General features: G+C 63.9%; 13 protein-coding genes and 1 pseudogene. All 14 read left to right on the top strand.

Translation table 11 applies throughout. The features are described from left to right. Positions 1–150: 150 nt before the first annotated feature. The 14 genes and pseudogenes from CSZ94_RS12750 to CSZ94_RS12695 all read left to right on the top strand — a co-directional run bounded on the left by CSZ94_RS12750 (position 151) and on the right by CSZ94_RS12695 (position 24,345). Positions 151–1,368, top strand: coding sequence for a YeeE/YedE family protein (locus CSZ94_RS12750; protein WP_102121845.1), 1,218 nt, complete (start codon positions 151–153; stop codon positions 1,366–1,368). A 69-nt stretch (positions 1,369–1,437) separates the two neighbouring features. Beyond that, positions 1,438–2,916 (top strand): sodium:solute symporter, encoded by a 1,479-nt coding sequence (locus tag CSZ94_RS12745; RefSeq protein WP_102121844.1) that lies wholly within the window; start codon positions 1,438–1,440, stop codon positions 2,914–2,916. A gap of 75 nt (positions 2,917–2,991) precedes the next feature. Continuing rightward, a complete protein-coding gene (gene sppA / locus CSZ94_RS12740; RefSeq protein ID WP_102121843.1) occupies positions 2,992–4,866 on the top strand; it encodes a signal peptide peptidase SppA in 1,875 nt (624 codons plus the stop codon). A gap of 75 nt (positions 4,867–4,941) precedes the next feature. After that, positions 4,942–5,481: a GNAT family N-acetyltransferase gene (locus CSZ94_RS12735; RefSeq protein ID WP_102121884.1), complete on the top strand. Its 540-nt coding sequence runs from the start codon at positions 4,942–4,944 to the stop codon at positions 5,479–5,481. 428 nt (positions 5,482–5,909) lie between these two features. After that, positions 5,910–7,256 (top strand): efflux RND transporter periplasmic adaptor subunit, encoded by a 1,347-nt coding sequence (locus CSZ94_RS12730; protein WP_102121842.1) that lies wholly within the window; start codon positions 5,910–5,912, stop codon positions 7,254–7,256. Continuing rightward, positions 7,253–10,372, top strand: coding sequence for an efflux RND transporter permease subunit (locus CSZ94_RS12725; RefSeq protein WP_102121841.1), 3,120 nt, complete (start codon positions 7,253–7,255; stop codon positions 10,370–10,372). Before CSZ94_RS12730 ends, CSZ94_RS12725 begins: the two co-directional genes overlap by 4 nt. Continuing rightward, complete coding sequence (locus CSZ94_RS12720; protein ID WP_102121840.1) at positions 10,369–13,617, top strand: efflux RND transporter permease subunit; 3,249 nt, start codon at positions 10,369–10,371, stop codon at positions 13,615–13,617. Before CSZ94_RS12725 ends, CSZ94_RS12720 begins: the two co-directional genes overlap by 4 nt. Further along, a complete protein-coding gene (locus tag CSZ94_RS12715; protein WP_258000948.1) occupies positions 13,614–15,035 on the top strand; it encodes an efflux transporter outer membrane subunit in 1,422 nt (473 codons plus the stop codon). Before CSZ94_RS12720 ends, CSZ94_RS12715 begins: the two co-directional genes overlap by 4 nt. A 107-nt stretch (positions 15,036–15,142) precedes the next feature. Continuing rightward, on the top strand, positions 15,143–15,394 hold the full coding sequence (locus CSZ94_RS27620; RefSeq protein WP_146009798.1) for a hypothetical protein: 252 nt from the start codon (positions 15,143–15,145) through the stop codon (positions 15,392–15,394). 67 nt (positions 15,395–15,461) lie between these two features. Beyond that, entirely contained in the window at positions 15,462–17,150 is a 1,689-nt protein-coding gene (locus CSZ94_RS12710) for a PAS domain S-box protein (RefSeq protein WP_258000947.1), read from the top strand. Between the two features lie 40 nt (positions 17,151–17,190). Beyond that, positions 17,191–19,338, top strand: a complete 2,148-nt coding sequence (locus CSZ94_RS12705) for a S46 family peptidase (RefSeq protein ID WP_374703578.1) — start codon at positions 17,191–17,193, stop codon at positions 19,336–19,338. Positions 19,339–19,388: 50 nt separating this feature from the next. Next, positions 19,389–21,365 (top strand): annotated as a pseudogene (locus tag CSZ94_RS28670) (type VI secretion system Vgr family protein); the annotation flags it as partial. Between the two features lie 63 nt (positions 21,366–21,428). Then, on the top strand, positions 21,429–22,265 hold the full coding sequence (locus CSZ94_RS28665) for a DUF2345 domain-containing protein (RefSeq protein WP_258000955.1): 837 nt from the start codon (positions 21,429–21,431) through the stop codon (positions 22,263–22,265). Between the two features lie 25 nt (positions 22,266–22,290). Further along, a complete protein-coding gene (locus tag CSZ94_RS12695; protein WP_102121838.1) occupies positions 22,291–24,345 on the top strand; it encodes a phospholipase D-like domain-containing protein in 2,055 nt (684 codons plus the stop codon). Positions 24,346–24,495: the final 150 nt, after the last annotated feature.

The raw sequence follows: 24,495 nt of genomic DNA, 5'->3' as shown, positions 1-24,495 counted from the left end.
CTATTCCCGTGCGTGCTGGCGGTGAAAAGTCGATTCATGCCGTGGCGCACTCAGCCCTGGGCCGGTTGGCCTGGGTTACAAGTAAGTTGCTGGCAGAAAATACCAAAACGGGCGAGAATGACGTTTACCTTCCTCTCGCCCCTACTCCCCATGTCCGATACCGCAATGTCACCCTTGCGCCTGCGCGCCGCCCTCAATCCGAAACCGCTGGGCGTTGCCCTGTTGCTCATCGTGCTCGGTGCCTGGTATCTGGCGCTGACGGTGGGCGCCACGCTGTCCGCGCTGTACGTGGTGGGCGCCTTGCTTGGCGTCACCCTGTATCACGCGGCCTTCGGCTTTACGTCGGCCTGGCGCGTCTTCATTGCCGATGGCCGCGGCGACGGCTTGCGCGCGCAAATGCTGATGCTGGCCGTGGGCGTGGCGCTGTTCTTCCCCGCCCTGTCTGCCGGCACGCTGTTCGGCACGCCCGTGGCGGGCCTGGTCTCGCCGGCCGGCACTTCGGTGATTGTCGGTGCCTTCCTTTTCGGCATCGGCATGCAGCTGGGCGGCGGCTGCGCTTCCGGCACCTTGTACACGGTCGGTGGCGGCAGCACGCGCATGCTCATCACCCTGGCGGCCTTCATCGTCGGCTCCGTGATCGGCACGGCGCACATGCCATTCTGGACGGCGCTGCCGCAATTGAAACCCATTTCCCTCGTCACAAGCCTGGGCCTGGCGCCCGCGCTGGTGCTGAACTGGAGCGTCTTTGCGCTGATCGCCGGCCTCACGGTGCTCGTTGAAAAGCGCCGTCATGGCAAGCTCGTTGCCACGCCACTGCGGCCCGCGCAGGCGTCGCCCTGGCTGCATGGCCCGTGGCCGCTGGTGGCGGGCGCCGTCGCGCTCGTCGTGCTGAACTTTGCCACCCTGGCGCTGTCGGGCAAGCCGTGGGGCGTGACGTCCGCGTTTGCGCTGTGGGGCGCGAAAGCGGCGTCCCTGGTCGGCATCGACATGGCCAGCTGGGCCTACTGGTCCACCAAGGCCAACGCCGCCGCCCTGGCCGCGCCATTGACGCAAGACAAGACTTCCGTGATGGATATCGGCATCGTGCTGGGCGCCATGCTGGCGGCGGCGCTGGCCGGCCGTTATGCGCCCGTGTGGCGCATCCCGCGCCGTTCGCTGATCGCCGCCATCGTCGGCGGCTTGCTGCTCGGCTACGGCGCGCGCCTGGCGTATGGCTGCAATATCGGCGCGTATTTCAGCGGCATCGTCTCGGGCAGCCTGCACGGCTGGCTGTGGCTGGTCTGCGCCTTCGTCGGCAACGTCGTCGGCACGCGCTTGCGTCCATGGTTCGGGCTGGAAGTGGAGCGCGTGAAACCGAGCGGCTGCTGATGCCGGCGTAAATAGGGGCGTTGCTGTATATTTCTGCCCCTGTTCCTCTTTGCCGCCAGCGCAACGCCCATGTCCCCCACCATCCTGTTTGCCGTCGTCCTCGCGTATTTCCTGATCCTGCTGGGCGTGGCGTGGCGTACCTCGCGCCACGCCACCAACGACAGTTTTTTCATCGGCAACAAGGATAGCAACTGGATGCTGGTGGCCTTCGGCATGGTCGGCACCACGCTCACGGGCGTCACCTTCATCAGCGTGCCGGGCGCCGTGGGGAGCAACGGTTTCGGCTACATCCAGCTGATGCTCGGCTATGTACTCGGTTACCTGGCCATCACGTTCATCTTGCTGCCGCTGTATTACCGGCTGCAGCTGACGTCGATTTACCGCTACCTGGAATTGCGCCTGGGACGGCGTTCCTACCAGAGCGGGGCAGCGTTTTTCATCCTGTCGCGCTTGCTTGGCGCCACGGCGCGGCTGTATCTGGTGGTCAATATCCTGCAGGCGACGATACTCGACAGCTTCGGCGTGCCGTTCTGGCTGACGGCCGCTGTCGCGCTGCTGCTGATTTTGCTCTACACCTATGAGGGCGGCGTGAAAACCATCGTCTGGACCGATACCCTGCAAACGGCCTGCATGCTGGCGGGGCTGGTGATTTGCAGCGTGTTTTTGCTGCGCGAGATGGACCTGTCCCTCATCGACAGCCTTGAGCGCATGCGCGCGCAGGGACTCACGCGCATCTTCACCGTCGACCCGGACAGCCCCGCCTATGTCTGGAAGCACATCGTGGCCGGCATGTTCATCACCATCGCCATGACGGGCATGGACCAGGAAATGATGCAAAAGAACATTTCCGTGCTCACCTTGCGCGATTCGCAAAAGAACATGCTCAGCCTGACCGTGGTGCTGACCGGCGTGCTGCTGCTGTTTCTCTTCCTCGGTGGCTTGCTGCACCTGTATGCGCCGCTGGCGGGCGTGACGGCCACGGGCGATAAACTGTTCCCCGCCGTGGTGCTGGGGCATTTCCCCGCCGTGGTGCAGCTGATTTTCTTCATCGCCCTCATTTCCGCCCTGTTTCCCAGCGTGGACGGGGCGCTCACTGCCTTGACCTCCACCTTCTGCATCGACATCCTGGGCCTGCAGCGCAGGCAGGATTTGAGTGCGGCCATGCAGATGCGCTGGCGCCGCCGCGTCCACCTGGGGTTTTCCGCACTGTTTTTGCTCCTGATCATGGCCTTCAAGTGGATCGATAGTCCCAGCATGATCGTCATCATCCTGAAGCTGGCCAGCTATACCTATGGTCCGCTGCTGGGCCTGTTCGCCTTCGGCCTCTTGAGCCGGCGCGGCGTGCGCGACCGCTGGGTACCTTTGGTGGCCGTGGCGGGGCCATTGCTGTGCGCGCTGATCGAAGGGGAGCAGGCGCTGCTGTTCGCACATTACCGCATCGGCCTGGAATTGCTGATCCTGAATGGCGCCCTGGTGCTGGGCGGCCTGTTCCTCATTTCCACGCCGCCAGGGCAGGGCGGCCAAGGCGCGCAATACTTGTCAAAATAAGACGAATCCCAAGGCGACCACAGCCATTTTCAGCTATATTGATTTCCTTTCGGTACATCAACCCACGGAGCATCAATGTCACTCAACCCCTTCCCGCCGCTGCGCCGCGGCTTAGGCGCATTCTGGCGCGCGCTGGACGCCACCCGCCGCGCGGTCATCAACCTGATTTTCCTGCTGATCGTCGTCGCCATCCTGATCGCCATCTTTGGCGGCGGCGCCAAGCCCCTGGCGGAAAAGACTACCCTGGTGCTGGACTTGCAAGGCCCGCTGGTCGAGGAAACGCCGGGCGGCGTGCGCGAGGCGGTGCTGGCCAATGTCAGCGGCGAAACCAAGAAAAGCGTGCAGCTGCGCGACGTGCTGGCGGTACTCGACACGGCGGCCAAGGACAAGAACATCGGCTCCATGGTGATCCTGCTCGACGAGTTGCAGGGCGGCGGCCTGGCGTCGCTGCGCGAAGTGGCGGCCGGCGTGGAGCGCTTCCGTGCCACGGGCAAGAAAGTCACGGCCTGGGGTTCCAGCTACAACCAGCGCCAGTACCTGGTGGCGGCCAAGGCCGACGAGGTATTCCTGCATCCGATGGGCGGCGTCATGCTGGAAGGCTTTGGCCGCTACCGCAATTACTACCGCGATGCACTCGATAAAGTGGGCGTGACGGTGAACCTGCTGAAAGTGGGCACGTACAAGAGCGCGGCCGAGCCTTTCATCGCCAACGGCCCCTCCGAAGCGGCGGCCGAAGCGGACCGCTACCTGAACAACGGTCTGTGGACCACCTACACGACGGATGTGGAAAAGGCGCGCAAGCTGCCGGCCGGCGCCATCCTGCAGGCTATCGATGCGCTGCCCGCGCTGATGACGGCCGCTGGCGGCGACCTGGGCAAGCTGTCGCTGGACGCCAAGCTGGTCGACGGCCTGAAAACGCGCGATGAACTGCGCCAGTTCATGATGGCGCGCGGCGCCAAGAATACGGAAGGCACGAACTTCCGCCAGGTGAACTACACCGATTACCTGGCGCGCTTGCGCCCCGTGCACATGGGCGACGCCGTCGGCGTGGTCATTGCGTCGGGTGAAATCGGCGACGGCATCGCGCCACCGGGCGCCATCGGCGGCCTGTCCACCTCGCGTTTGATCCGCCAGGCACGCGAAGACAAATCGATCAAGGCCATCGTGCTGCGTATCGATTCGCCGGGCGGCAGCGCCTTCGGCTCAGAACTGATTCGCCGCGAACTGGAACTGACGCGCGCCGCCGGCAAGCCGGTGGTCGTCTCGATGGGCAACGTGGCCGCTTCGGGCGGCTACTGGATCAGCACCTCGTCCGATGAAGTGATCGCCGACGCGGCCACCATCACCGGTTCCATCGGCGTGTTCGCGATTCTGCCGACGGCCGACAAGGTGGTGGAAAAGCTGGGCATCCACACGGCCGGTTCGCCCACCACCTGGCTGGCCGACGCGGGCAACCCATTGCGCCCGCTCGACCCGCGCTTCGCGCAAGTGATCCAGGGCTCGATCAACCACGTGTATGGCGACTTCCTGAACCTGGCTGCCAAGGCGCGCAAGACGACGCCGGAAAAAATCAATGAAGTGGCGCAGGGCCGCGTCTGGACAGGCTTGCAGGCGAAGGAGCGCAACCTGGTCGACCGCATCGGCAGCTATGGCGATGCGCTGGCGTCGGCCGCCAAGCGCGCCAAGCTGGGCAGCGACTATCGCGTAACTTACCTGGAGCAGGAAACATCGAACGTGGACCGTTTGATCGGCATGTTCGGCTCCAAGGCCATGGCTACCCTGGGGCTGGGCGAGCACGTGAAACTGGGTCTGGCCAGTACGGGTTTGTCGGCCGACGCGGCGCTGGGCATGGCGCAGGACCTCTCCTGGCTGTCGGGCATTACGCGCGAGCACAAACCGTTCATGGCCCTGACGCACTGCCTGTGCGAGGTGCCTTTGGGCGGCAAGTAACACCCACATCAACAGCATATCCAAGCCGGCTTCGCCCGGCTTGTTTCATATCAGGAGCGATGCATGGCAAGCGACATGAGCACACAAACTGACACGGCGATCACCATTCGCCCGTGCGCCAAGGGCGATGAACAGGCGCTGGCGCTGGTGGGACAATCGACCTTTCTGGAGGCGTTTGCAGGCATCCTCGATGGCGCCGACATCATCGCCCATTGCCAGCGCCAGCACGACGCGCAGCTGTACCGCGACTGGCTGGCGCTGCCGGCCATGCGGCTGTGGCTGGCCGAAGCCACGCCCGGTGGCGCCCCGGTCGGCTATCTGGTGCTCAGTCCGGCCAGCCTGCCGGTGGCCGAACCGCGCCCGGACGACCTGGAAATCAAGCGCATCTACCTGCTGCACCGCTTCCAGGGCCAGCGCGTGGGGCAGCGCCTGATGCAGGCGGCACTCAGCCAGGCGCGCGCCAGCGGGGCGGGAAGGGTGCTGCTGGGCGTGTACGCGGAAAACCACGACGCGCTGGCGTTTTATGCGCGCTGCGGCTTTGCGCAGGTGGGCCGGCGCACTTTCCGCGTGGGCCGCACCGATTACCAGGATGTGATTCTCGGCATGACGCTGTAAAGCCAGGTAAAGAAACGCTGCCGTTTTCGCCCAGGGAATGGCTGTGCCTGCCCCTGTCAAGGCGGCTGGCGGGAATTTTGTAGCGAGTTTGTATCGACATGCCAGCAGCCCGCCGTGTGCCGCGACTGCGCCTCCTGGCCCCGCAAGCCTGATTTTTCCACCGTTCCCCCTTGTGTGCCGTGCCGCAGCGCCCGCTGGCTGCCCACGGCCGCCTGTGCAATTGTTTCAATAGGAAATGAAACAGAAACATGACTATGCTAGAGTCGTTTCACGATGGGAGCGTGGCTTTTTCAGCTGATTTTCAGCGCTTGACTCCTTCACGTTTTGCAGCTCATTCAACCCCGAAAAACGGTCGTCCGGCCTGAGTGTGTCCCACCTCGGCCGACGCCACAGACTCGCCGTGCGAGCGGCCTATACAAGGATAAGCGATGGATTCGCAGACAGCACCCCATACCCCACGGCGCAGCCGCCGCTCGAAAATCGTCGGCAGCGTCATCGCGCTGGCAGTGATGGCCGCGCTGGGCGGCGGTGCCTGGTATCTGACCCACTCCGGCGTCAGCGCGCAGCCCGGCGCCGGTGGTCCTGGTGGCCCTGGTGGGCCCGGCGGGCGCCGCGGCGCTCCCTCGACGACCGTTGGCGTGGCCACGGCCGTGAAGTCGGACCTGCCCGTGGTGCTCGATGCGCTGGGCACGGTGACTGCGGCGTCCACCGTGACGGTGCGCCCGCAGGTGTCGGGCATCCTCAAGGAGCTGAAATTCAAGGAAGGCGGCATGGTCAAGGCGGGCCAGGTGGTGGCGCAGATCGACCCGGCCCAGTTCGAGATGGCGCTGATGCAGGCCACGGGCCAGCGCCAGCGCGATGAAGCGCAGCTGGAAAACGCGCGCCTGACCCTGAAGCGCTATCAAACGCTGCTGGGCCAGGATTCCATCGCGCGCCAGGATGTCGATACGCAGGCCGCCCTGGTCAAACAGCTGGAAGGGACCGTCATGACGGACCGCGCCGCCGAAGGCACGGCCAGACTGAACCTGGGTTATACAAAAGTGGTGTCGCCGATCAGCGGTCGCGCGGGCCTGAAGGTGGTCGATATCGGCAACCTGGTGAGCACCAGCGACGCGGGCGGCGTGGTGGTGGTGACGCAGCTGTCGCCCATCGACGTGCAGTTTTCCGTGCCACAGGACAAGGTGCAGACCATCCAGGAGCGCCTGAATGGCGGCACGGCCCCGATGGCGCTGGCGCTGGACCGCACGCGCACGCATACGCTGGGCCAGGGCAGCCTGAGCGCGCTGGATAACCAGGTTGACGTGCAGACGGGCACCGTGCGGGCCAAGGCCCGCTACGCGAATGACAAGATGGCCCTGTTTCCCAGCCAGTTCGTCAACGTGCGCCTGGAGCTGGGTAATATCACGGGCGCCGTGCTGGTGCCCGTGACGGCCCTGCGTCACAGCAATAATGGCGACTTTGTGTATGTGCTGAAAGCGGATAAAACCGTCACCGTGCGCATGGTCACGCGGGGCCAGGCGACGACCGACATGGTGGAAATCCGCGCCGGCCTGGAGGCAGGCGAACAAGTCATCACGGAAGGCGCGGACCGCCTGAAGGAAGGCGCGAAAGTCACCCTGGTGGGCGACAAGCCGGCCAGCGCGCGCGGCGCCGGCGCCGGCGCTGCCACTGGCGCAAACGGCGAACGTCGCCACCGCCGCCAGCAGGCTGAAGGCGCGGCCAGCGCCCCGGCTTCCGCATCGGCATCCGCACCAGCGAAGGGCGCAGCGCAATGAGTCCATCGACTCCCTTCATCAAGCGCCCCGTCGCTACGGCGCTGCTGATGCTGGCCATCGTGCTGGCGGGGCTGGTCGGCTTCAAGTTCCTGCCGCTGGCCGCCTTGCCGCAGGTGGATTTCCCCACCATCCAGGTGCAGACCTTGTACCCGGGCGCCAGTCCCGAAGTCATGGGGCAGACCGTGACGGCGCCGCTGGAGCGCCAGTTCGGGCAAATGTCGGGCTTGCAGCGCATGAGTTCCACCAGCGCCGCCGGCGTCTCCCTCATCACGCTGCAATTCACCCTGGGCCAGACCCTGGATGTAGCCGAGCAGGAAGTGCAGGCGGCCATCAACGCGGGCGGTTCCCTGCTGCCCACCGACTTGCCGGCGCCGCCCGTGTACGCCAAGATCAACCCGGCCGACGCACCCGTGCTGACACTGGCCATCACCTCCGACACCATGCCGCTGACGCAGGTGCAAAATATCGTCAACACGCGTTTGGCGCTGAAAATCAGCCAGGTCAACGGCGTGGGCCTGGTGTCGCTGTCGGGCGGCCAGCGTCCCGCCGTGCGCATCCAGGGAGATACCAAATTGCTGGCCTCGTACGGCCTGGGCCTCGACAGCCTGCGCACGGCCATCGCGGCGGCCAACGTCAATAGCGCCAAGGGCAGTTTCGACGGCCCCACGCGCTCGTTTACCATCAATGCCAACGATCAATTGGTGACGGCGGAAGATTACAAGCGCCTGATCATCACCTATAAAAACGGCGCGCCCGTGCGCCTGTCCGACGTGGCCAACGTCGTCGACAGCGCGGAAAACACGCGCCTGGGCGCCTGGTCGGGCAAGCAGCCGGCCATCATCCTGAACGTGCAGCGCCAGCCCGGCGCCAACGTCATCAAGACGGTCGACGCCATCAAGGCCCTGCTGCCCAAGCTGCAAGCGAGCCTGCCGGCGGCCATGAGGCTCGACGTGCTGAGCGACCGCACGACGGGCATCCGCGCCTCCGTCGAACACGTGGAAATGGAACTGTTATTGTCCGTGCTGCTGGTGGTGCTGGTGATCTTCGCCTTTCTGCACAGCATGCGCGCCACCGTGATCGCCAGCCTGTCCGTGCCGATCTCGCTGATCGGCGCCTGCGGCGTCATGTATTTGCTCGGCTACAGCCTGAACAACCTCTCCTTGATGGCGCTGACGATCGCCACCGGTTTCGTCGTCGATGACGCTATCGTCATGATCGAAAATATCGCCCGCTACATCGAAGAGGGCGAAACGCCGATGGCGGCTGCCCTGAAGGGCGCGTCGCAGATCGGCTTTACCATCATCTCGCTGACCGTGTCGCTGATCGCCGTGCTGATTCCCCTGCTCTTCATGGGCGACGTGGTGGGCCGCTTGTTCCGTGAATTTGCCATGACCCTGGCCATCACGATTTTGATTTCCGCCGTGGTGTCTCTGACCCTGGTGCCGATGATGTCGGCGCGCTGGCTGAAAAGCCACGCCGATGAAAAAGTCAGCGCCACGGGCCAGCGCATCCAGGCATTTCTCGACCGCGTCATCGTGCAGTACGACCATGCGCTGGTGTGGGTACTCACACGCCAGGGCTTGACCTTGCTGGTGGCCCTGGCCACCTTGCTGCTGACGGTGATTTTGTACATCACGATACCGAAGGGTCTGTTCCCCACGCAGGACACGGGCCAGCTGCAGGCGCGCATCGAAGCGTCGCAAGCCGTCTCGTACGAACGCATGGCCAGCTTGCAGCAGGCGGCCGCCAGCGCGCTGCTGGAAGACCCCGCTGTCGATACCTTGAGTTCCCTGGTGGGCGTGGATGCGGCCAACAACACCATGTTGCACACGGGGAGCATGCTGATCAACCTGAAGCGTCCGCGTAGCGGCAGCCAGGACGAGATCATGGAACGTCTGCGCAACCGCGTGGCCAAGGTGGCCGGCGTGACCCTGTATTTGCAGCCGACGCAGGATCTGACCATCGATGCGGAATCGGGGCCGACGCAGTACCGCGTCTCGCTCGAAGGGGCCGATACGGCCAGCGTCACCGAGTGGGCCGGCAAGCTGGCGGCGCGCATGCGCGAAAAATCGCAGCTGCGCAACGTGGTCACGGACGCAGGCGCCACGGGCGCCGCCGTGGTGGTGGCCATCGACCGTGACAGCGCCGCGCGCATGTCGGTCACCACGGCCACCGTCGACGACGCGCTGTACAACGCCTTCGGCCAGCGCATCATCTCGACCATTTTCACGGAAACCAACCAGTACCGCGTGATTCTCGAAGCGCAGCCCGGCATCGTCACTACGCCAGCCGACCTGTCGGAACTGCAGGTGCGCACGGGATCCGGCAAGTCGACGCCGCTGTCCGCCTTTGCCAGCGTCAGCGAAAAACAGGCGCCGTTGCAAATCACGCACGTGGCGCAGTACCCGGCCACGACACTCGGCTTTGATACCACGCAAGGCGTGGCGCTGGGCAGCGCCGTCGACGCCATCCGCGCTGCGGCGAAAGACATCGCCATGCCGCCGTCGGTGACCCTGACTTTCCTGGGTGCGGCCGGCGCATATGAAAACTCGCTGTCGAACCAGCTGTGGCTCATTTTGGCCGCCGTCGTCTGCGTCTACATCGTGCTGGGCGTGCTGTATGAAAGCTATATCCACCCGCTGACGATACTATCGACCCTGCCGTCGGCCGGCGTGGGCGCCTTGCTGGCGCTGATGATTTCCGGGCAGGACCTGGGCGTGATCGGCATCATCGGCATCATCCTGCTGATCGGCATCGTCAAGAAGAACGCCATCATGATGATCGACTTCGCCATCGAGGCCGAGCGCGACGAGGGCAAGGGGCCGCAGGAAGCCATCCACCAGGCGGCGCTGCTGCGTTTCCGTCCTATTTTGATGACCACCCTGGCGGCGCTGTTCGCGGCCGTGCCGCTGATGCTGGGCTGGGGCGAGGGAGCCGAGTTGCGCCGTCCGCTGGGCCTGGCCATCTTCGGCGGCCTGATCGTCAGCCAGGTGCTGACGCTGTTTACCACGCCCGTCATCTACCTGGGCTTCGACCGCCTGGGCCAGCGTTTCGCGCCAAAGTCGCGGGGCGTGAGCCTGGACAAACCGGCCGATAACGCGGGGAGCGCCGCGTGAACCTGTCCGAACCGTTCGTCAAGCGCCCCATCGCCACCGTGCTGCTGACCATCGGCATCGCGCTGGCGGGCGTCGGCGCCTTCTTTGTGCTGCCCGTCTCGCCGCTGCCGCAGGTCGACTATCCGACCATTTCCGTCAGCGCCAGCCTGCCCGGGGCCAGTCCCGCGACCATGGCGACCTCGGTGGCCACGCCGCTGGAGCGGCGCCTGGGCGTGATTTCGGGCGTCAACGAGATGACCTCGTCGTCCAGCACCGGCTCGGCGCGCATCAACCTGCAGTTCGACCTGAACCGCAAGATCGATTCGGCCGCGCGCGAAGTGCAGGCGGCCATTGCCGCCTCGCGCGTGGACTTGCCGGCCACCCTGCGCAGCAATCCGACGTATCGCAAGGCCAATCCGTCCGACGCGCCCGTGATCATCCTGGCGCTGACGTCAAAGACGCGCACGCCGGGCCAGATCTACGATGCCGTGTCGAACCTGGTGCAGCAGAAGGTGGCGCAAGTCAAAGGCGTGGGCGACGTGGAGCTGGGCGGCGGCTCGCTGCCGGCCGTGCGCGTGGAACTGCTGCCTTACCAGCTCAATCACTATGCCGTGTCGATGGAAGATGTGCGCGCGGCCATCCAGGCCACCAACGCCAACCGGCCCAAGGGGGCGATCTCCGGCGATGAGCGCAGCCTGCAGATCTACTCGGGTGCCAGCACGGCGTCCGGCGGTCGCAGCGCGGCCGATTACCGCAGCCTGGTGGTGGCCTGGCGCGATGGCGCCGCCATCCGCCTCGACGACGTGGCCGAAGTGGTCGACGGCGTGGAAAACACGAATACCCTGGGCCTGTTCAACGGCGATCCGGCTGTCATCGTGCTGATCACGCGCCAGCCGGGCGCCAACGTCATCGCCACGGTGGACGGCGTGCGCGCCCTGCTGCCGCAACTGCAGGCGCAGCTGCCCGGCGACATCAAGCTGCAGGTGGCGTCCGACAGCACCAATTCCATCCGCTCGTCCCTGCACGAGATCGAATTCACGCTGGTCCTCTCCATCGTGCTCGTCGTGCTGGTGGTCAGCGCTTTTTTGCGCAGCGTGCGCGCCACCATCATCCCGGCCGTGGCCACCATCGTCTCTTTGCTGGGCACCTTCGGCGTGATGTACATGCTCGGTTTCAGCCTGAACAATCTGTCGCTGATGGCGCTCACGGTGGCCACCGGCTTTGTCGTCGACGATGCCATCGTGGTGCTGGAAAACACGCAGCGCCACATCGAGGCGGGCATGGACCGTTTCAAGGCGGCCCTGCTGGGCGCGCGCGAAGTGGGTTTTACCGTGCTGTCGATCAGCCTGTCGCTGGTGGCCGTCTTCATCCCGCTGCTGTTCATGGGCGGGCAGGTAGGGCGATTGTTCCGCGAATTTGCCGTGACCCTGTCGGCCGCCGTGATGATTTCGCTGGTCATTTCATTGACCACCACGCCGATGATGTGCGCCTGGCTGCTGAAAAGCGGCGCGCAGCACAAGGCGCCAGGTAGAGTGGCGCGCTGGTTCGAACGGGGTTTCGAGCGCATGCTGAAAGTGTATGAACATTGCCTGGACTGGGCCCTGTCCAGCGCCGCACTGGTGATGACCATCCTGGTGTTTGTCGTCGGCTTGAACGTGTACCTGTTCGCGGCCGCGCCCAAGGGCTTCTTCCCGCAGCAGGACACGGGCCAGATCAATGGCGGCATGCGCGCCGACCAGAGCATCTCGTTCCAGGCCATGCAGGGCAAGCTGCGCCAGCTGGTCGACATCATCAAGGACGATCCGGCCGTCGCCACCGTCGTGGGGTTCACCGGCGGCGGCAGGGCAGGGGGCGGCTTCATGTTCATCGATTTGAAACCGGCCTCGCAGCGCACCGACAAGGGCCAGGCCGTGATCGCGCGCCTGCGCCCGCAACTGGCCAAGGTGACGGGCATTTCCCTGTTCCTCAACCCCGTGCAGGATTTGCGCATGGGCGGGCGTTCCAGCAATTCCACCTACCAGTACACCCTGATCAGCGACAACCAGGCGGACCTGAAGAAATGGGCGGCGAAACTGGCCGACCAGATGAAGCTGCAGCCGGCCCTGATCGACGTCGACACGGACCAGGCGGAAAACGGCGTGGAAACTTATGTCAGCATCGACAAGGACCGCGCCACGCAGCTGGGCGTGCAGGTGCGCGACATCGACAATGCGCTGTACAACAGCTTCGGCCAGCGCCAGGTGGCGACCATCTACGCTGAGCTGAACCAGTACCACGTGATCATGGAAGTGGCGCCGCGCTATGCGCAAAGCCCGGAAGCGCTGCGCTCCGTGTATGTGCCGGCATCGAATGCGGCGGCCGTCGCCGCTGTCACCAGCACGACCGCGCCCGCAGTCACCTCGGCGGTGACTGCCACCACCTCGAACACCACGGCGGCGCGCGATCCGTCGCGCGGCTCGGCATTGAGTACCACCCTGGCGACGATGGTGCCGCTGTCTTCGTTCAGCAGCTTTGCCGAAAGTTCGACGGCCACGTCCATCAACCATCAGGGCGGCGAGCTGGCCACCACCGTGTCGTTCAACCTGGCTGACGGCTATCCGCTCAGCGACGGGCAAGCTGCCGTGGCCCAGGCGGAGTCGGAAATCGGCATGCCGGTGAATGTGCGCGGCAGCTTCCAGGGTTCGGCCAAGAGTGCGCAGGACAGCAACAAGGAGCAGCCGCTGTTGATCCTGGCGGCCATCGTGGTGATTTACATCGTGTTGGGCATCCTGTACGAAAGCCTGATCCATCCGATCACCGTGCTGTCAACCTTGCCGTCGGCGGGGGTGGGCGCCGTGCTGGCCTTGCTGCTGTTGCGCATGGAGTTTTCCATCATTGCCCTGATCGGCGTGTTCCTGTTGATCGGTATCGTCAAGAAAAATGCTATATTGATCATCGACTTCGCGCTGGAGGCCGAGCGTTCGCGCGGACTGACAGCGGTGGAAGCGGTGCGCGAGGCATGTTTGCTGCGTTTCCGCCCCATTTTGATGACCACCCTTGCGGCGGCGCTTGGCGCCTTGCCGCTGGCGATCGGTTTCGGCGAGGGGTCAGAGCTACGCCAGCCCTTGGGGGTCGCCATCATCGGCGGCCTGATTGCCAGCCAGTTACTCACATTGCTGACCACCCCGGTGGTCTACATCCTGCTCGACAAGCTGCGCACGCGCAGCGCCGACGAGCAGCAATTGAGCCGCATTCCTGGGCCAGATAACCCGAGCACACAATCATGAAGCAAGTAAAACCTATCCCGTCCGCCGTACCCGCACGCCACTTGCTGGCACTGGCAGCGGCCACCACTTTCCTCCTGCTGGCTGGCTGCGCCGTCAGCCCCGCGTATGAAGTGCCTGCGGCCGCCGCGCCGCAAACGTTCAAGGAGGCGGCCGGCTGGCAGCCTGCCGCGCCGGCCGACGCTCTGGAGCGCGGCCCCTGGTGGACCCTGTTCGGCGACGCGCAACTGAACCAGCTGGCCGACAGCATCGACATCTCGAACCAGAACGTGGCTGAAGCCGTTGCCTCGTACGAGCAGGCGCGCGCGCTGGTGCGCGAACAGCGCGCCTCGCTGTTCCCCAGCGTGAACCTGACGGGCAGCGGCGCCCGTTCCGGTGGCGGTGGCGAGCAGCAGACGAACAATAATTTCAAGGCCGCCATCGGCGCGTCGTGGGAACCGGATATCTGGGGCCGCCTGCGCGCCGGCGTGACGGGGGCGGACGCCAGCGCGGCGGCCAGCGCGGCCGACCTGGCCGCCGCGCGCCTGTCGGCGCAGGGCGAGCTGGCCACCAATTATTTTTCGCTGCGCCAGAGCGATGCGCAGATCGCGCTGCTGAACGCCACCATCGCCGGCTACAAGCGCGTGTTCGACATCACCAGCAACCGTTTTAACTCGGGCATCGCCGCCAAGTCCGACCTGCTGCAGGCGCAGACGCAGCTGGCCAATGCGCAGATCGACCTGTCCAGCCAGACGCGCGCGCGCGCCCAGCTGGAACACGCGATCGCTATCCTGCTGGGACGCGCGCCATCGGACTTCAGCCTGGCCGTGGCGCCGTGGACCCTGACCGTGCCCCAGGTGCCGCTGGGCGTACCGTCGACCCTGCTGCAGCGCCGTCCCGACATCGCCGCCGCCGAGCGCAGGGTGGCCGTGGCCAACGAGCAGATCGGCATCGCCCGCTCCGCCTACTATCCGAGCCTGAACTTGACGGGTTCCTACGGTTCCGGTGCCAGCAAAGTAGGTGACCTGTTGAATGCATCGTCCAGCCTGTGGTCGCTGGGCGTGTCGGCCGCGCAAACCTTGTTCAACGCGGGCGCCACCACCGCCAGCGTGGACGCGGCGAAGGCCGGGCATGAGGCGGCCGTGGCGCGCTACCGTCAGACGGTGCTGGCCGCCTTTGGCGCCGTGGAAGACCAGTTGTCGGCCACGCGGGCGCTGGCCGAGCAACTGGCCTTGCGCCAGCAGGCCTCGTCGGCTGCCGACCAGGTCGAGCAGCAGATGCTGAACCGCTACAACGCTGGCCAGGTCGGCTACACGGACGTGGTGACGGCGCAGGTGACGGCGTTGTCGGCACGCCGTTCGCTGGTGCAGGCGCAGGTGGACCGCCAGACCACGGCCGTGGCCCTGATCCAGTCGCTGGGTGGCGGCTGGCAGGCGCCGTAGACGGCAGGCCGGCGCGGGCCGAAAAACCTGCAGCAAATTCGTGTTTTTCTGCGCATCTTGAGTGCTAGAATGCAAGATTATTCATCCGCCAGCCTGGCGCACGTGCCGTGGCTGCATTCTTGCCGACGATGACACGCAGCAAACACAGCAATGCTCCAGCGCATGAGGTGGCCGCCATCGATTTCCCGCTGGCGGCCATCGGTGCCTTCCTGGTGAACGTGACGCAGGAAAGCGGCATTGCGCGCACCAGGGCCGGTTTCCGAAAACGCTTGGCAGCGATGTATCGGCTGAGTGCCTGGGATGGTTTTTCTGGCAGCACAAGGACGATTGCCTGGTCTGCAAAGAGATCCGCAACATGATCCTCTTTGCCCGGAAAAACGGCATTTCCTGCGCCGTGGCAGACGGCAAAGCAGGCGCGGGCGCGCCATGAGCGAACCGTTCGACGCGGCCAGCACCACGGTGCGCATGCTGGTCACGGATCTGGGCGACGAGCACGCGCGCGTATCGGCCTTGCGGCGCGCCTTTGTCATCATCAACAGCATACGCGAAGGCGTGCTGGTGACCGACAGTGGCAACCGCATCATTTCCGTCAACCCCGCCTTTACTACCATCACCGGCTACCAGGCGGAGGAAGCCATCGGGCGCGATCCATCCTTCCTCGGCGGCGGCACGCATTTGCCGCATTTCTATGAAGCCATGTGGCGCAGCCTGCACCAGAATGGCAGCTGGTGTGGCGAACTGGTGAACCGGCGCAAGAATGGCCAGCGCTTCGTCTCGTCGCTGTCGATCACGCCCATGCGCAACCAGCATGGCGCCATCAGCCACTTTGTCGGCGTGTTTTCCGATATCACCGAGCGCAAGCTGGCCGAGGCGGACTTGCGCGAACTGCACCGCGAGCTGGACCAGCGTGTCATCGATCGCACGGCCGAATTGCTGCGCGCCAACCAACATCTGCAACTGGAAGTACAGCAGCGCGAGCGGGCGCAGGAAGCCTTGCGCGATGCCGAGCGCTTCTTTCACGCCACCATCGATTCGCTGGCGGACCGGGTGCTGGTGCTGGATCAGGCGGGCAGCGTCGTGCACGCCAACCAGGCTTGCGTGGCCTTCGTCGGGCACCCGCCGCCGCTGCAGTACCTGGAGTTTTGCGAGATGGACCCGCGCTGGCAGCGCAGCTCCGGACGCGAGCTGGCCGCCGGCATCCGCTCCGTCATTGCCGGCACTGCCGACACGTTTGCGCTCGAGTATGAATTTGCCACGCGTTCAGGCCCGCGCTGGTCGCAGGCCAGGATCAGCCGTTTCCTGGGCGAAGGGCCGCTGCGCGTGGTGGTGACGCACACGGACATTACCGAACGCAAGCTGATGGATAGCGCCCTGCGCCAGTCGCATGCGCAGCTACGCCAGCTGGCGCTGCATCTGGAAACGGCCAAGGAAGACGAGCGCAAGCGCATCTCGCGCGATATCCACGATGAACTGGGGCAAAACCTGTTGGCGCTGCGCATCGATATTTCCATGCTCAGCGCGCGCACCGAAGGTTCCCATCCGCGCCTGCACCGCCGGGTCGGCGCCGTGCTCAGCAATGTCGACACCACCATCAAGAGCGTGCGCGGCATCATGAACGAGTTGCGCCCGATGGCGCTGGACCTGGGCTTGCAGGCCGCCATCGAATGGCAGGTGGGTGACTTCCGCAAGCGCAGCGGCGTCGCTTGCCGCCTGCTGATACGCGACGAGGCCCTGTTTGCCACCATTGGCAGCCAGGTCGAGATCGTGCTGTTCCGCATCGTGCAGGAAGCGCTCAGCAACGTCATGCGCCATGCGCCATGCCCAGGCCAGCCTGGTCGAGATCGAGCTCAGTTCGGATGCCTGCGCCGTGTACGTGGCCATCAGCGACAACGGCATCGGCATTGCGCCACAGCAGCAGCGCAAAAAGCAGTGCTTCGGCCTGATCGGCATTGCCGAGCGGGTGACGGCGCTGGGCGGCCATTTCGAGGTGGGCATGCCGGCGTCGGGCGCCGGTTGCCGTTTGTCCCTGCAGATTCCCTTGTCGGGGGCGGGGCGGCCGGCCGCCTGATACAGAAATTGCAATGGGTTAATTTTTGCCGACTCAGGTCCCTGTGACAGGCTATACTTTCGCCTGCTATTTATGGAGGGACATATCTTGTTCAAAAGAATCGTTTTACCAGTCGCCTTACTGGGCGCGTTCGCCGGCGCACACGCCGACGAAGGGCAGTGGCAACCACACCAACTGCCACAGCTGAAAGCCGAACTGAAACGGGTCGGCATTGAAATACCTGCGGAAACACTGGCCGACTTGAGTAAACACCCGATGAGCGCCATCGTGTCGCTGGGCGGCTGCTCGGCCGCTTTTGTTTCCGACGCGGGCCTGGTGGTGACGAACCACCATTGCGCGTATGGCGCCGTGCAGCGCAATTCCACCCCGGAACATAATTACATCACCAACGGCTTCCTGGCCAAGACGCGCGCTAGCGAGCTGCCGGGCGGTCCGAACAGCCTGGTGTATGTGACCGACAAGGTGGAGAACGTCAGCGAGCGCGTGCTGAAAGGCTTGACGGCCGACATGAGCGGCCGCGCGCGCCACGAAGCCGTGGAAAAGCGCGTCAAGGACTTGATCGCCGAATGCGAAACGGACAAGATGTACCGCTGCTCCGTGCCCGCCTTTCACCGCGGCCTCGAGTACTACCGCATCCGCCAGATGATGATACGCGACGTGCGCCTGGTGTACGCGCCATCGGACAAGATCGGCAACTTCGGCGGCGACATCGACAACTACGAATGGCCGCGCCACACGGGCGACTACTCGTTCCTGCGCGCCTACGTGGGCAAGGATGGCCGTCCGGCCGACCCGTCGCCCGATAACGTGCCGTACAAATCGAAGGACTTCCTGGTCGTCTCGGCCGAAGGCTTGAAAGCCGGTGACGGCATCTTGCTGGCGGGCTATCCCGGCCGCACCAGCCGCTACAAGCTGCCGGCGGAAATCCGCTTCGCGCGCGATACGGCTTTCCCTCTGAAAGTAGCCGAACTGCAAGCCGATCTGGCCGTGATGGCCGATGCCACGAATGGCGATGCAGCCGCTGCCGTGCGCTATGCCAGCGTGGTGAAAAGCATCAACAACGTGCTGAAAAAAACCCAGGGCTTGCTCGACGGTTTCGCCCGCAAGGACATCGCCGCCATCAAGGACGTGCAGGATGCTGAGTTCCGCGCCTGGTATGCGAAGCAGCCGAACGTGTCGAGCACCTTGCTGGCCGAACTGGACGCGGCGATTGGCAGCGACATGGCCTTGAGCGAAGAAGAGTTCGCCTGGTCGGTGGCCACCAATAGCGACTTGCTGAAAAGCGCGCGCACCATCTACCGTTTGTCGCTGGAGCGCCAGAAAGCGGACGCCGAGCGCGAATCGGGCTTCCAGCAGCGTGACCTGGCCTTCATCAAGGCCCGTCTGGCCCGCCTGGAGCAGTCGTATGTCAACAAGGTCGATCAGGCGCGTTTTGCAGCGTGCCTGAAGCGTTACGCCCAGCTGGCGGCGAAGAGCCATCCGCAAGGTCTGGACGCGCTGTTGCCGGCGACAGACGCCGTAGCGGCCCTGTACCAGCAGACGCAACTGGCTGACACGGCCAAGCGCCTGGCCTGGCTGGAAAAGGACCAGGCTGCTGTTGCAAGGTCCGACGACGCCTTCATGCAGCTGGCCATCAAGCTGCACGTGGTCGAGGCGGCGCTGGAAGAGCGCCGCAAGGAAATCGACGGCAACCTGGAGCGCGTGATTCCGCAATACATGCAAGCCGTGATTGCCTGGAAGAAAACACAAGGCAAGCCGGTGTATCCTGACGCCAACTCGACCCTGCGCGTCACGTACGGCACGGTATCTCCGTACTCGCCGCGCGACGGCATCACCAAGGGCCCGTTTACGACCGTGGAAGGGATCGTCGAGAAAGTCACGGGCAAGGCCCCGTTCGAAGCGCCGCAAGCGCTGCTCGACGCCGTCAAGGAAAAACGCTACGGCCAGTTCCGCGACCCCGTGCTGGGCACGGTGCCCGTCAACTTCCTGACCAGCGCCGACACGACAGGCGGCAATTCCGGCTCGGCCGTGATGAACAAGCGCGGCGAGCTGATCGGTCTGAACTTCGATTCGACGTATGAATCGATCACCAAGGACTGGTACTTCGACACGGCCATCACGCGCGCCATCCACCTCGACATCCGCTACATGCTGTGGGTGATGCAGGAAGTGGACCACGCGGATAACTTGCTCAAGGAAATGACGATCAAGTATCCGAAGGCTGCCAAGAAGTAATCTTTAACTTCAGCTTGCGCCAGCGCAAAGCCGCATCTGCCCCAGGGCCGATGCGGCTTTTTTGCGTATGGCAAACTATTTTGAGTTCCATCAACATGCCAGCGTCCGCCATGGTTAGCATGGGCCAGGGGAGCAAGTCCGAAGGAGGCAATATGGATGATGGCAAGCAGGCAGCCGATCTGGCGCGCCTTTTCGGAGCGAGCTGGCGAGTCCAGGACAGCCGCTTGCTGCGCATGGATTTTCCGCGCGACGATGGTCCGCCCGATACTGCGCTGCTGGTCAACAGCTTGCGGGCACACGAGGAAATGTCACGCGACTTCCGCTTCGACGCCGAACTGCTGTCTGATAATCTCCACGTTCCCCTGACCGCGATGATGGGACGCATGGTCACGATTTCGATGGTGCGCGATGACGGCAGCTTGCGCCATTTTAATGGTTATGTCGGCGAATTTCGCTTGTTGCGCAGCGATGGCGGTTTCGCGTTCTACCAGATGGTGCTGCAACCCTGGCTGGCGTTTTCCAGGCTGCGCATGGACAACGTCTCGTTCCACGAACGCACGGTCATCGACATCAGCGAAACGACCTTCGATCATTATGTGCAGCGCGACTGGCAAAACCGGCTGCATGAGGAAAAAGCGATATTAAGCTGCGCCAACCAGCATAATGAAACCGATTACAACCATCTGCACCGGCGCTGGGAAGACCAGGGACTCCATTACTGGTATGAACATCGCGCCGACGGTCATACGCTCTGTTTGGGCGACAATACCTGGCTGAGCGACAGCATCGATCCAAGCGACCACGATGCCAGTGTAGCCGACGAGATGGTGTTTCGCAGCGGCGCGGGCTCGCTGGAGGACGACGGCATACGCGATTGGCAGGCAATACGGAAGATCGCGTCAGGCGCGCTCACGCTGGCCAGCTTCAACTACAAGCAGCCGTATGCCAGTCGCGCCAGTGGCTATGCGCTACACCAGCAGGGCGACGTGTTTGCCCATGAACTGTATCAAAACACCGGCTATGGCTATGCCGACAAGGGCGCCGGCGAAGCGCTGGCGCAACGCCGCCTGGAGGAGCATAACTGCCAGGCGCAAACCTTCGAAGCTGGCGGCAATCACCGCTGCGCCCAGGCCGGGCGCAGTTTCACGCTGGGCGGCCACTTCAGCGGCAAGCAAGCCATGCCGGCCAGAGGTGAAGCGGCGCGCCCGGACATCGGCTCGCGCGAATACCTGATCCTGTCGGTCGATCATCTCGCCAGCAACAATTACTAGGCAGGGACGGGTGCGAAGTCGCATTATGAAAACCGTTTTCGCTGCATCCGCAAGAGCATCCGCTGGTATCCGGGGCGGCAGTTCAACAGCACGCCTTGTGCCTTGCCCGGCGTGCAGACGGCGATTGTCACCGGGCCGGCAGGCGAAACCATCCATACCGACGCGCTGGGCCGGGTGAAGGTGCAATTTCACTGGGACCGGCTGGGCAAGTTCGACGCGGGCAGTTCGCCATGGATCAGGGTCATGACGCCATGGGCGGGCCAGGCGTTCGGCCAGATCGCGTTGCCGCGCATCGGCCAGGAAGTGCTGATCCAGTTTCTCGACGGTAATATCGACCGTCCCGTCATTGTCGGCGCGGTGTACAACGGCAAGCATGCGCCGCCGTGGAATTTGCCGGGGCAACGCATGCTGGGCGGCTGGCGCAGCGCCGAGCTGATGCCTGGCGGCGGCTACGGCGTGCGCGGCAACCAGTTGGTACTTGACGATACGCACCAGCACATCCAGGCGCAACTGAAAAGCGATCATCAGCACAGCCAATTGTCGCTCGGCTGCATCAGCCGCATCGAAGACGCCAACGGGCGCAAGGATGCGCGTGGCGAGGGCTGGGAACTGGCGTCAGACGCCTGGGGCGTGGCGCGCGCCGGCCGCGGCATGTTGCTGACCACCGAAGCGCGCCCTGGCGCCGCCTCGCATATCAAGAGCATGGATGAAACCTTGCGCCGCTTGGCCGAGGCTGCTGAGCGGCACAAGGCGCTTGCCGCCCTGGCGCAGCATTACGGCGCGCAAGAAAGCGCCGCCCAGCAGGGCGCCGCCGCCGATGTGCTGAAAGCCCAGCATGCCGGGATCAAGGGCGATGCCGGCAATGGAGAAAACGCCTTTCCCGAATTATCCAAGCCGCATCTGGTGCTGGCCAGTCCGGCCGGTATCGAAACGACGAGCGCGCAATCGACGCACATCGCCAGCGCCGAGCACACGGCGCTGACGACCGGGTGCGACCTGTCGCTGGCGGCCGGAGGTGGCCTGTTCGCCAGCATCGGCGCAGCGCTGCGCCTGTTCGTCCACAAGGCTGGCATGAAACTGATCGCCGCAGCTGGCCCGGTGCAGATCGCGGCGCAAACCGATGCGGTCGATATCGTCGCCAACAAGGTGCTGGAATTGATCAGTCAGGGCGACTGGGTGAATATTCGCGGCCGCAAAGGCGTGCGTCTGCATGGCGCCAATTGCATGCTTGAAATTAGCGACAAGGTACAGTTTTTTACCGCGTCGCCGACCTTGTTTCATGGCAACCTGGAAACGCTGGCGCCCAAGAACCGGCCGCAACCGGAGCTGGAACCGCCCATCGCGCCGGTCGCGGGGCAATTGCAGCATACGATACAGGCCCATGCGGATGGCGGCCAGTACGCCAATGTGCCGTACACGCTGTACAACGGCGAGGCCGAAGTCGAGCAAGGCCTGACCGACGAATTCGGCCGCATCCTGATCGCGCACCAGGACGGCACGCCGCGCTACCGTGTCGTCCTTGGCAATGGCGAAGAGTTTTCATTGCAAGCGAGCGCACGCTTCGACCCGAACGCGGCGCCGGACGGCGAGCACAAGCTGTCGAACTGCGGCTTGCGCGCATTCGACGACACCGCCGATGGCCGCGGGGTTCAATGATTCACGACACTGACGGGAGAGCATCATGCCGGAATCGAGCGGCCGCATCGAAACCACCCATATCGACGAAGTCGGACGCACTGCGGTCAGTTCGCTCCAGTGGCTGCTGGAAAACCGCAACCTGAAGGGCAAGGCCACGCATCCGATTACGCATAACAACAAGCTGACGCTGTTCATTTGCGGACAGGAAGGGTTCGCCGACATCGCCGCCGAGATCGCCAAGGCTAAAAAGTCCATTGACCTGTGCTGCTGGGGTTTCGACCCGGGCATGGAACTGGTGCGCGGCAACAGCGCCACCTGGCCGCGGGGCGAAACGTTTGGCGACTTGCTGATCGCCGCCACGCGACGTTACGTCAGGGTGCGCCTGCTGATCTGGTATGACCGGATCGGCTCGCCGATAGCGCGCACTATGCCGGGCTATTCGCACGGTACCTCGCCATGGAAAACCGGTGGACAGCGCGCCGACGACATTAGCGCCAGAGCCAGCCTGGCGATGTTGCAGGAGGCAGTCAGGAAAAAACTTGTTTTAAGCAGTGCTTTCAGGGGCGATATCGTCCGGCCCGAGGATATCCCGATGCTGGCGCGTGAAGAATATTGCCACAGCTGGTATGCGGCCGCGTTCCATGGCTTGTTGGAGGGCCTAGAGGTTCGCTTGCGGCACGGCGACAGCGCCGCGATCAGCAAGAGCATCGCGACCGAAATCAACCAGCCGCACGGCTTGACGATGGGGGAAATTGAAAAGCCCGGCATGCAATACCTGGGCACGCATCACCAGAAGCCGGTCCTGATCGATTTCGCCCACGAAAAGGGTGCCAAGGCCGTCGGTTACGTGATGGGCCTGAACTCGGTGAGCGATTATTGGGACACGACGGCCCATCTGCTTGACGACACGCGCCGCGAACAGGGCGGTGCCAACGAGCGGCGCGAGTGTTTGCAGGGAATGGCCGCGGACGGCGGGTTCGCCACGCTGAAACCGTACCAGGATTATGCCTGCCGCATCGACGGTGGCAAGGCATTGATCGCGCTGTACAACAATTTCGTGAAGGCATGGGACCGCGCGGTCGACGACCGCACGCATCAAGCCGCCGGGGAATGCGTGAGTTGGTATTCCTCATGTAAAAACCCGCCGGCCCAGCTGTTGCACGAGGCCGGGCCGGACGACTCCACCGTGCAGATCGTGCTGACGCAGCCCGAGGAGCAAGACAAGACGATCAAGGAAACCTATTTTCGCGCGGTGACCCAGGCCAGCCTGGCGGCCGGCTACCTGTATGTGGAAAACCAGTATTTCCAGTATGAAGAATGGGCCCGGCACTTGCTGGCCGAGCGCAAGAAGGTGGTCGCCGCCTGGAAGGCCGGCAGTGTCAAGGCGGGCAAGAGTCTTGAAGATATGCCGGTCATGCACGTGTTCATCGTCATCCCGGTGCCCGAACGGGCGCAGATGGTGCCGCGCACCCATGACACGCTGGCGGCGCTGGGACAGCACGCTGGCATGACGGGGCAAAACACCATGATCGACGACTACAACAAGCGACCGAAAACCCGGCGTGTCAGGGCAGGATTCGGCATTTCCACCGAGGCGGAAGTCAAGTTGCCCGACGTGGTGCAGCATTCCAACGGCATCAAGAAACCCGACGTGATGACGCTCGAAAGCGAATTCGGGCTGAAGGTATCGGTGGCCATGCTCAATGTCAGCGCGTTTGACAATGACCGCTGGCGCTACCGTGAAATCTACATCCATTCCAAATTGATGCTGGTCGACGACGTGTTCATGACGCTGGGCAGCGCCAACCTGAACCAGCGCAGCATGGCCGTCGACAGCGAAATCAATCTCGCCACCATCGACTACCGCGTGGCCCGCGATTTGCGCAAGCGGGTGTGGCGCATGCATAGCGGGGGATTGGTCGATGGCGGGGGCGGGACGAAGGCGGAGATTGTGTCGGCGTTCGGGAAATGGGTTGAATTGATGGGAGAAAATCGCGGCAGGAAAAAATCGGATTCTGCAAGTGCGGACCACAAGAAAATGACCGGATTTTTGCTTCCCTTGGAAGATAACCGTAGTTCAACGTTACGTTTGGGTTGAGCATGAAAAAGTATAAAAATTTCGTAACTGTTCAGCATGAGCAGTGTTTCAAAAAACAGTTGTAAACCTTTTCAAACCGGCTCATCATGCTGTCATGGCAAAAAAACGTACCCCTCCCGATCTCTCCGCCCTGACGCGCGGTGAGCTTGA

This window comes from Janthinobacterium sp. ROICE36, from assembly GCF_002869965.1.
Taxonomy (GTDB): domain Bacteria; phylum Pseudomonadota; class Gammaproteobacteria; order Burkholderiales; family Burkholderiaceae_D; genus Janthinobacterium.
The sequence above is the reverse complement of the archived record's forward strand: the minus strand, read 5'-3'. Positions and strand labels throughout refer to the sequence as shown.

Excerpts from the sequence above, each read along its gene's own strand:
- CSZ94_RS12750 (WP_102121845.1), top strand. The coding sequence starts at position 151 with ATGTCCGATACCGCAATGTCACCCTTGCGCCTGCGCGCCGCCCTCAAT.
- CSZ94_RS12745 (WP_102121844.1), top strand. The coding sequence starts at position 1,438 with ATGTCCCCCACCATCCTGTTTGCCGTCGTCCTCGCGTATTTCCTGATC.
- sppA (WP_102121843.1), top strand. The coding sequence starts at position 2,992 with ATGTCACTCAACCCCTTCCCGCCGCTGCGCCGCGGCTTAGGCGCATTC.
- CSZ94_RS12735 (WP_102121884.1), top strand. The coding sequence starts at position 4,942 with ATGAGCACACAAACTGACACGGCGATCACCATTCGCCCGTGCGCCAAG.
- CSZ94_RS12730 (WP_102121842.1), top strand. The coding sequence starts at position 5,910 with ATGGATTCGCAGACAGCACCCCATACCCCACGGCGCAGCCGCCGCTCG.
- CSZ94_RS12725 (WP_102121841.1), top strand. The coding sequence starts at position 7,253 with ATGAGTCCATCGACTCCCTTCATCAAGCGCCCCGTCGCTACGGCGCTG.
- CSZ94_RS12715 (WP_258000948.1), top strand. The coding sequence starts at position 13,614 with ATGAAGCAAGTAAAACCTATCCCGTCCGCCGTACCCGCACGCCACTTG.
- CSZ94_RS12710 (WP_258000947.1), top strand. The coding sequence starts at position 15,462 with ATGAGCGAACCGTTCGACGCGGCCAGCACCACGGTGCGCATGCTGGTC.
- CSZ94_RS12695 (WP_102121838.1), top strand. The coding sequence starts at position 22,291 with ATGCCGGAATCGAGCGGCCGCATCGAAACCACCCATATCGACGAAGTC.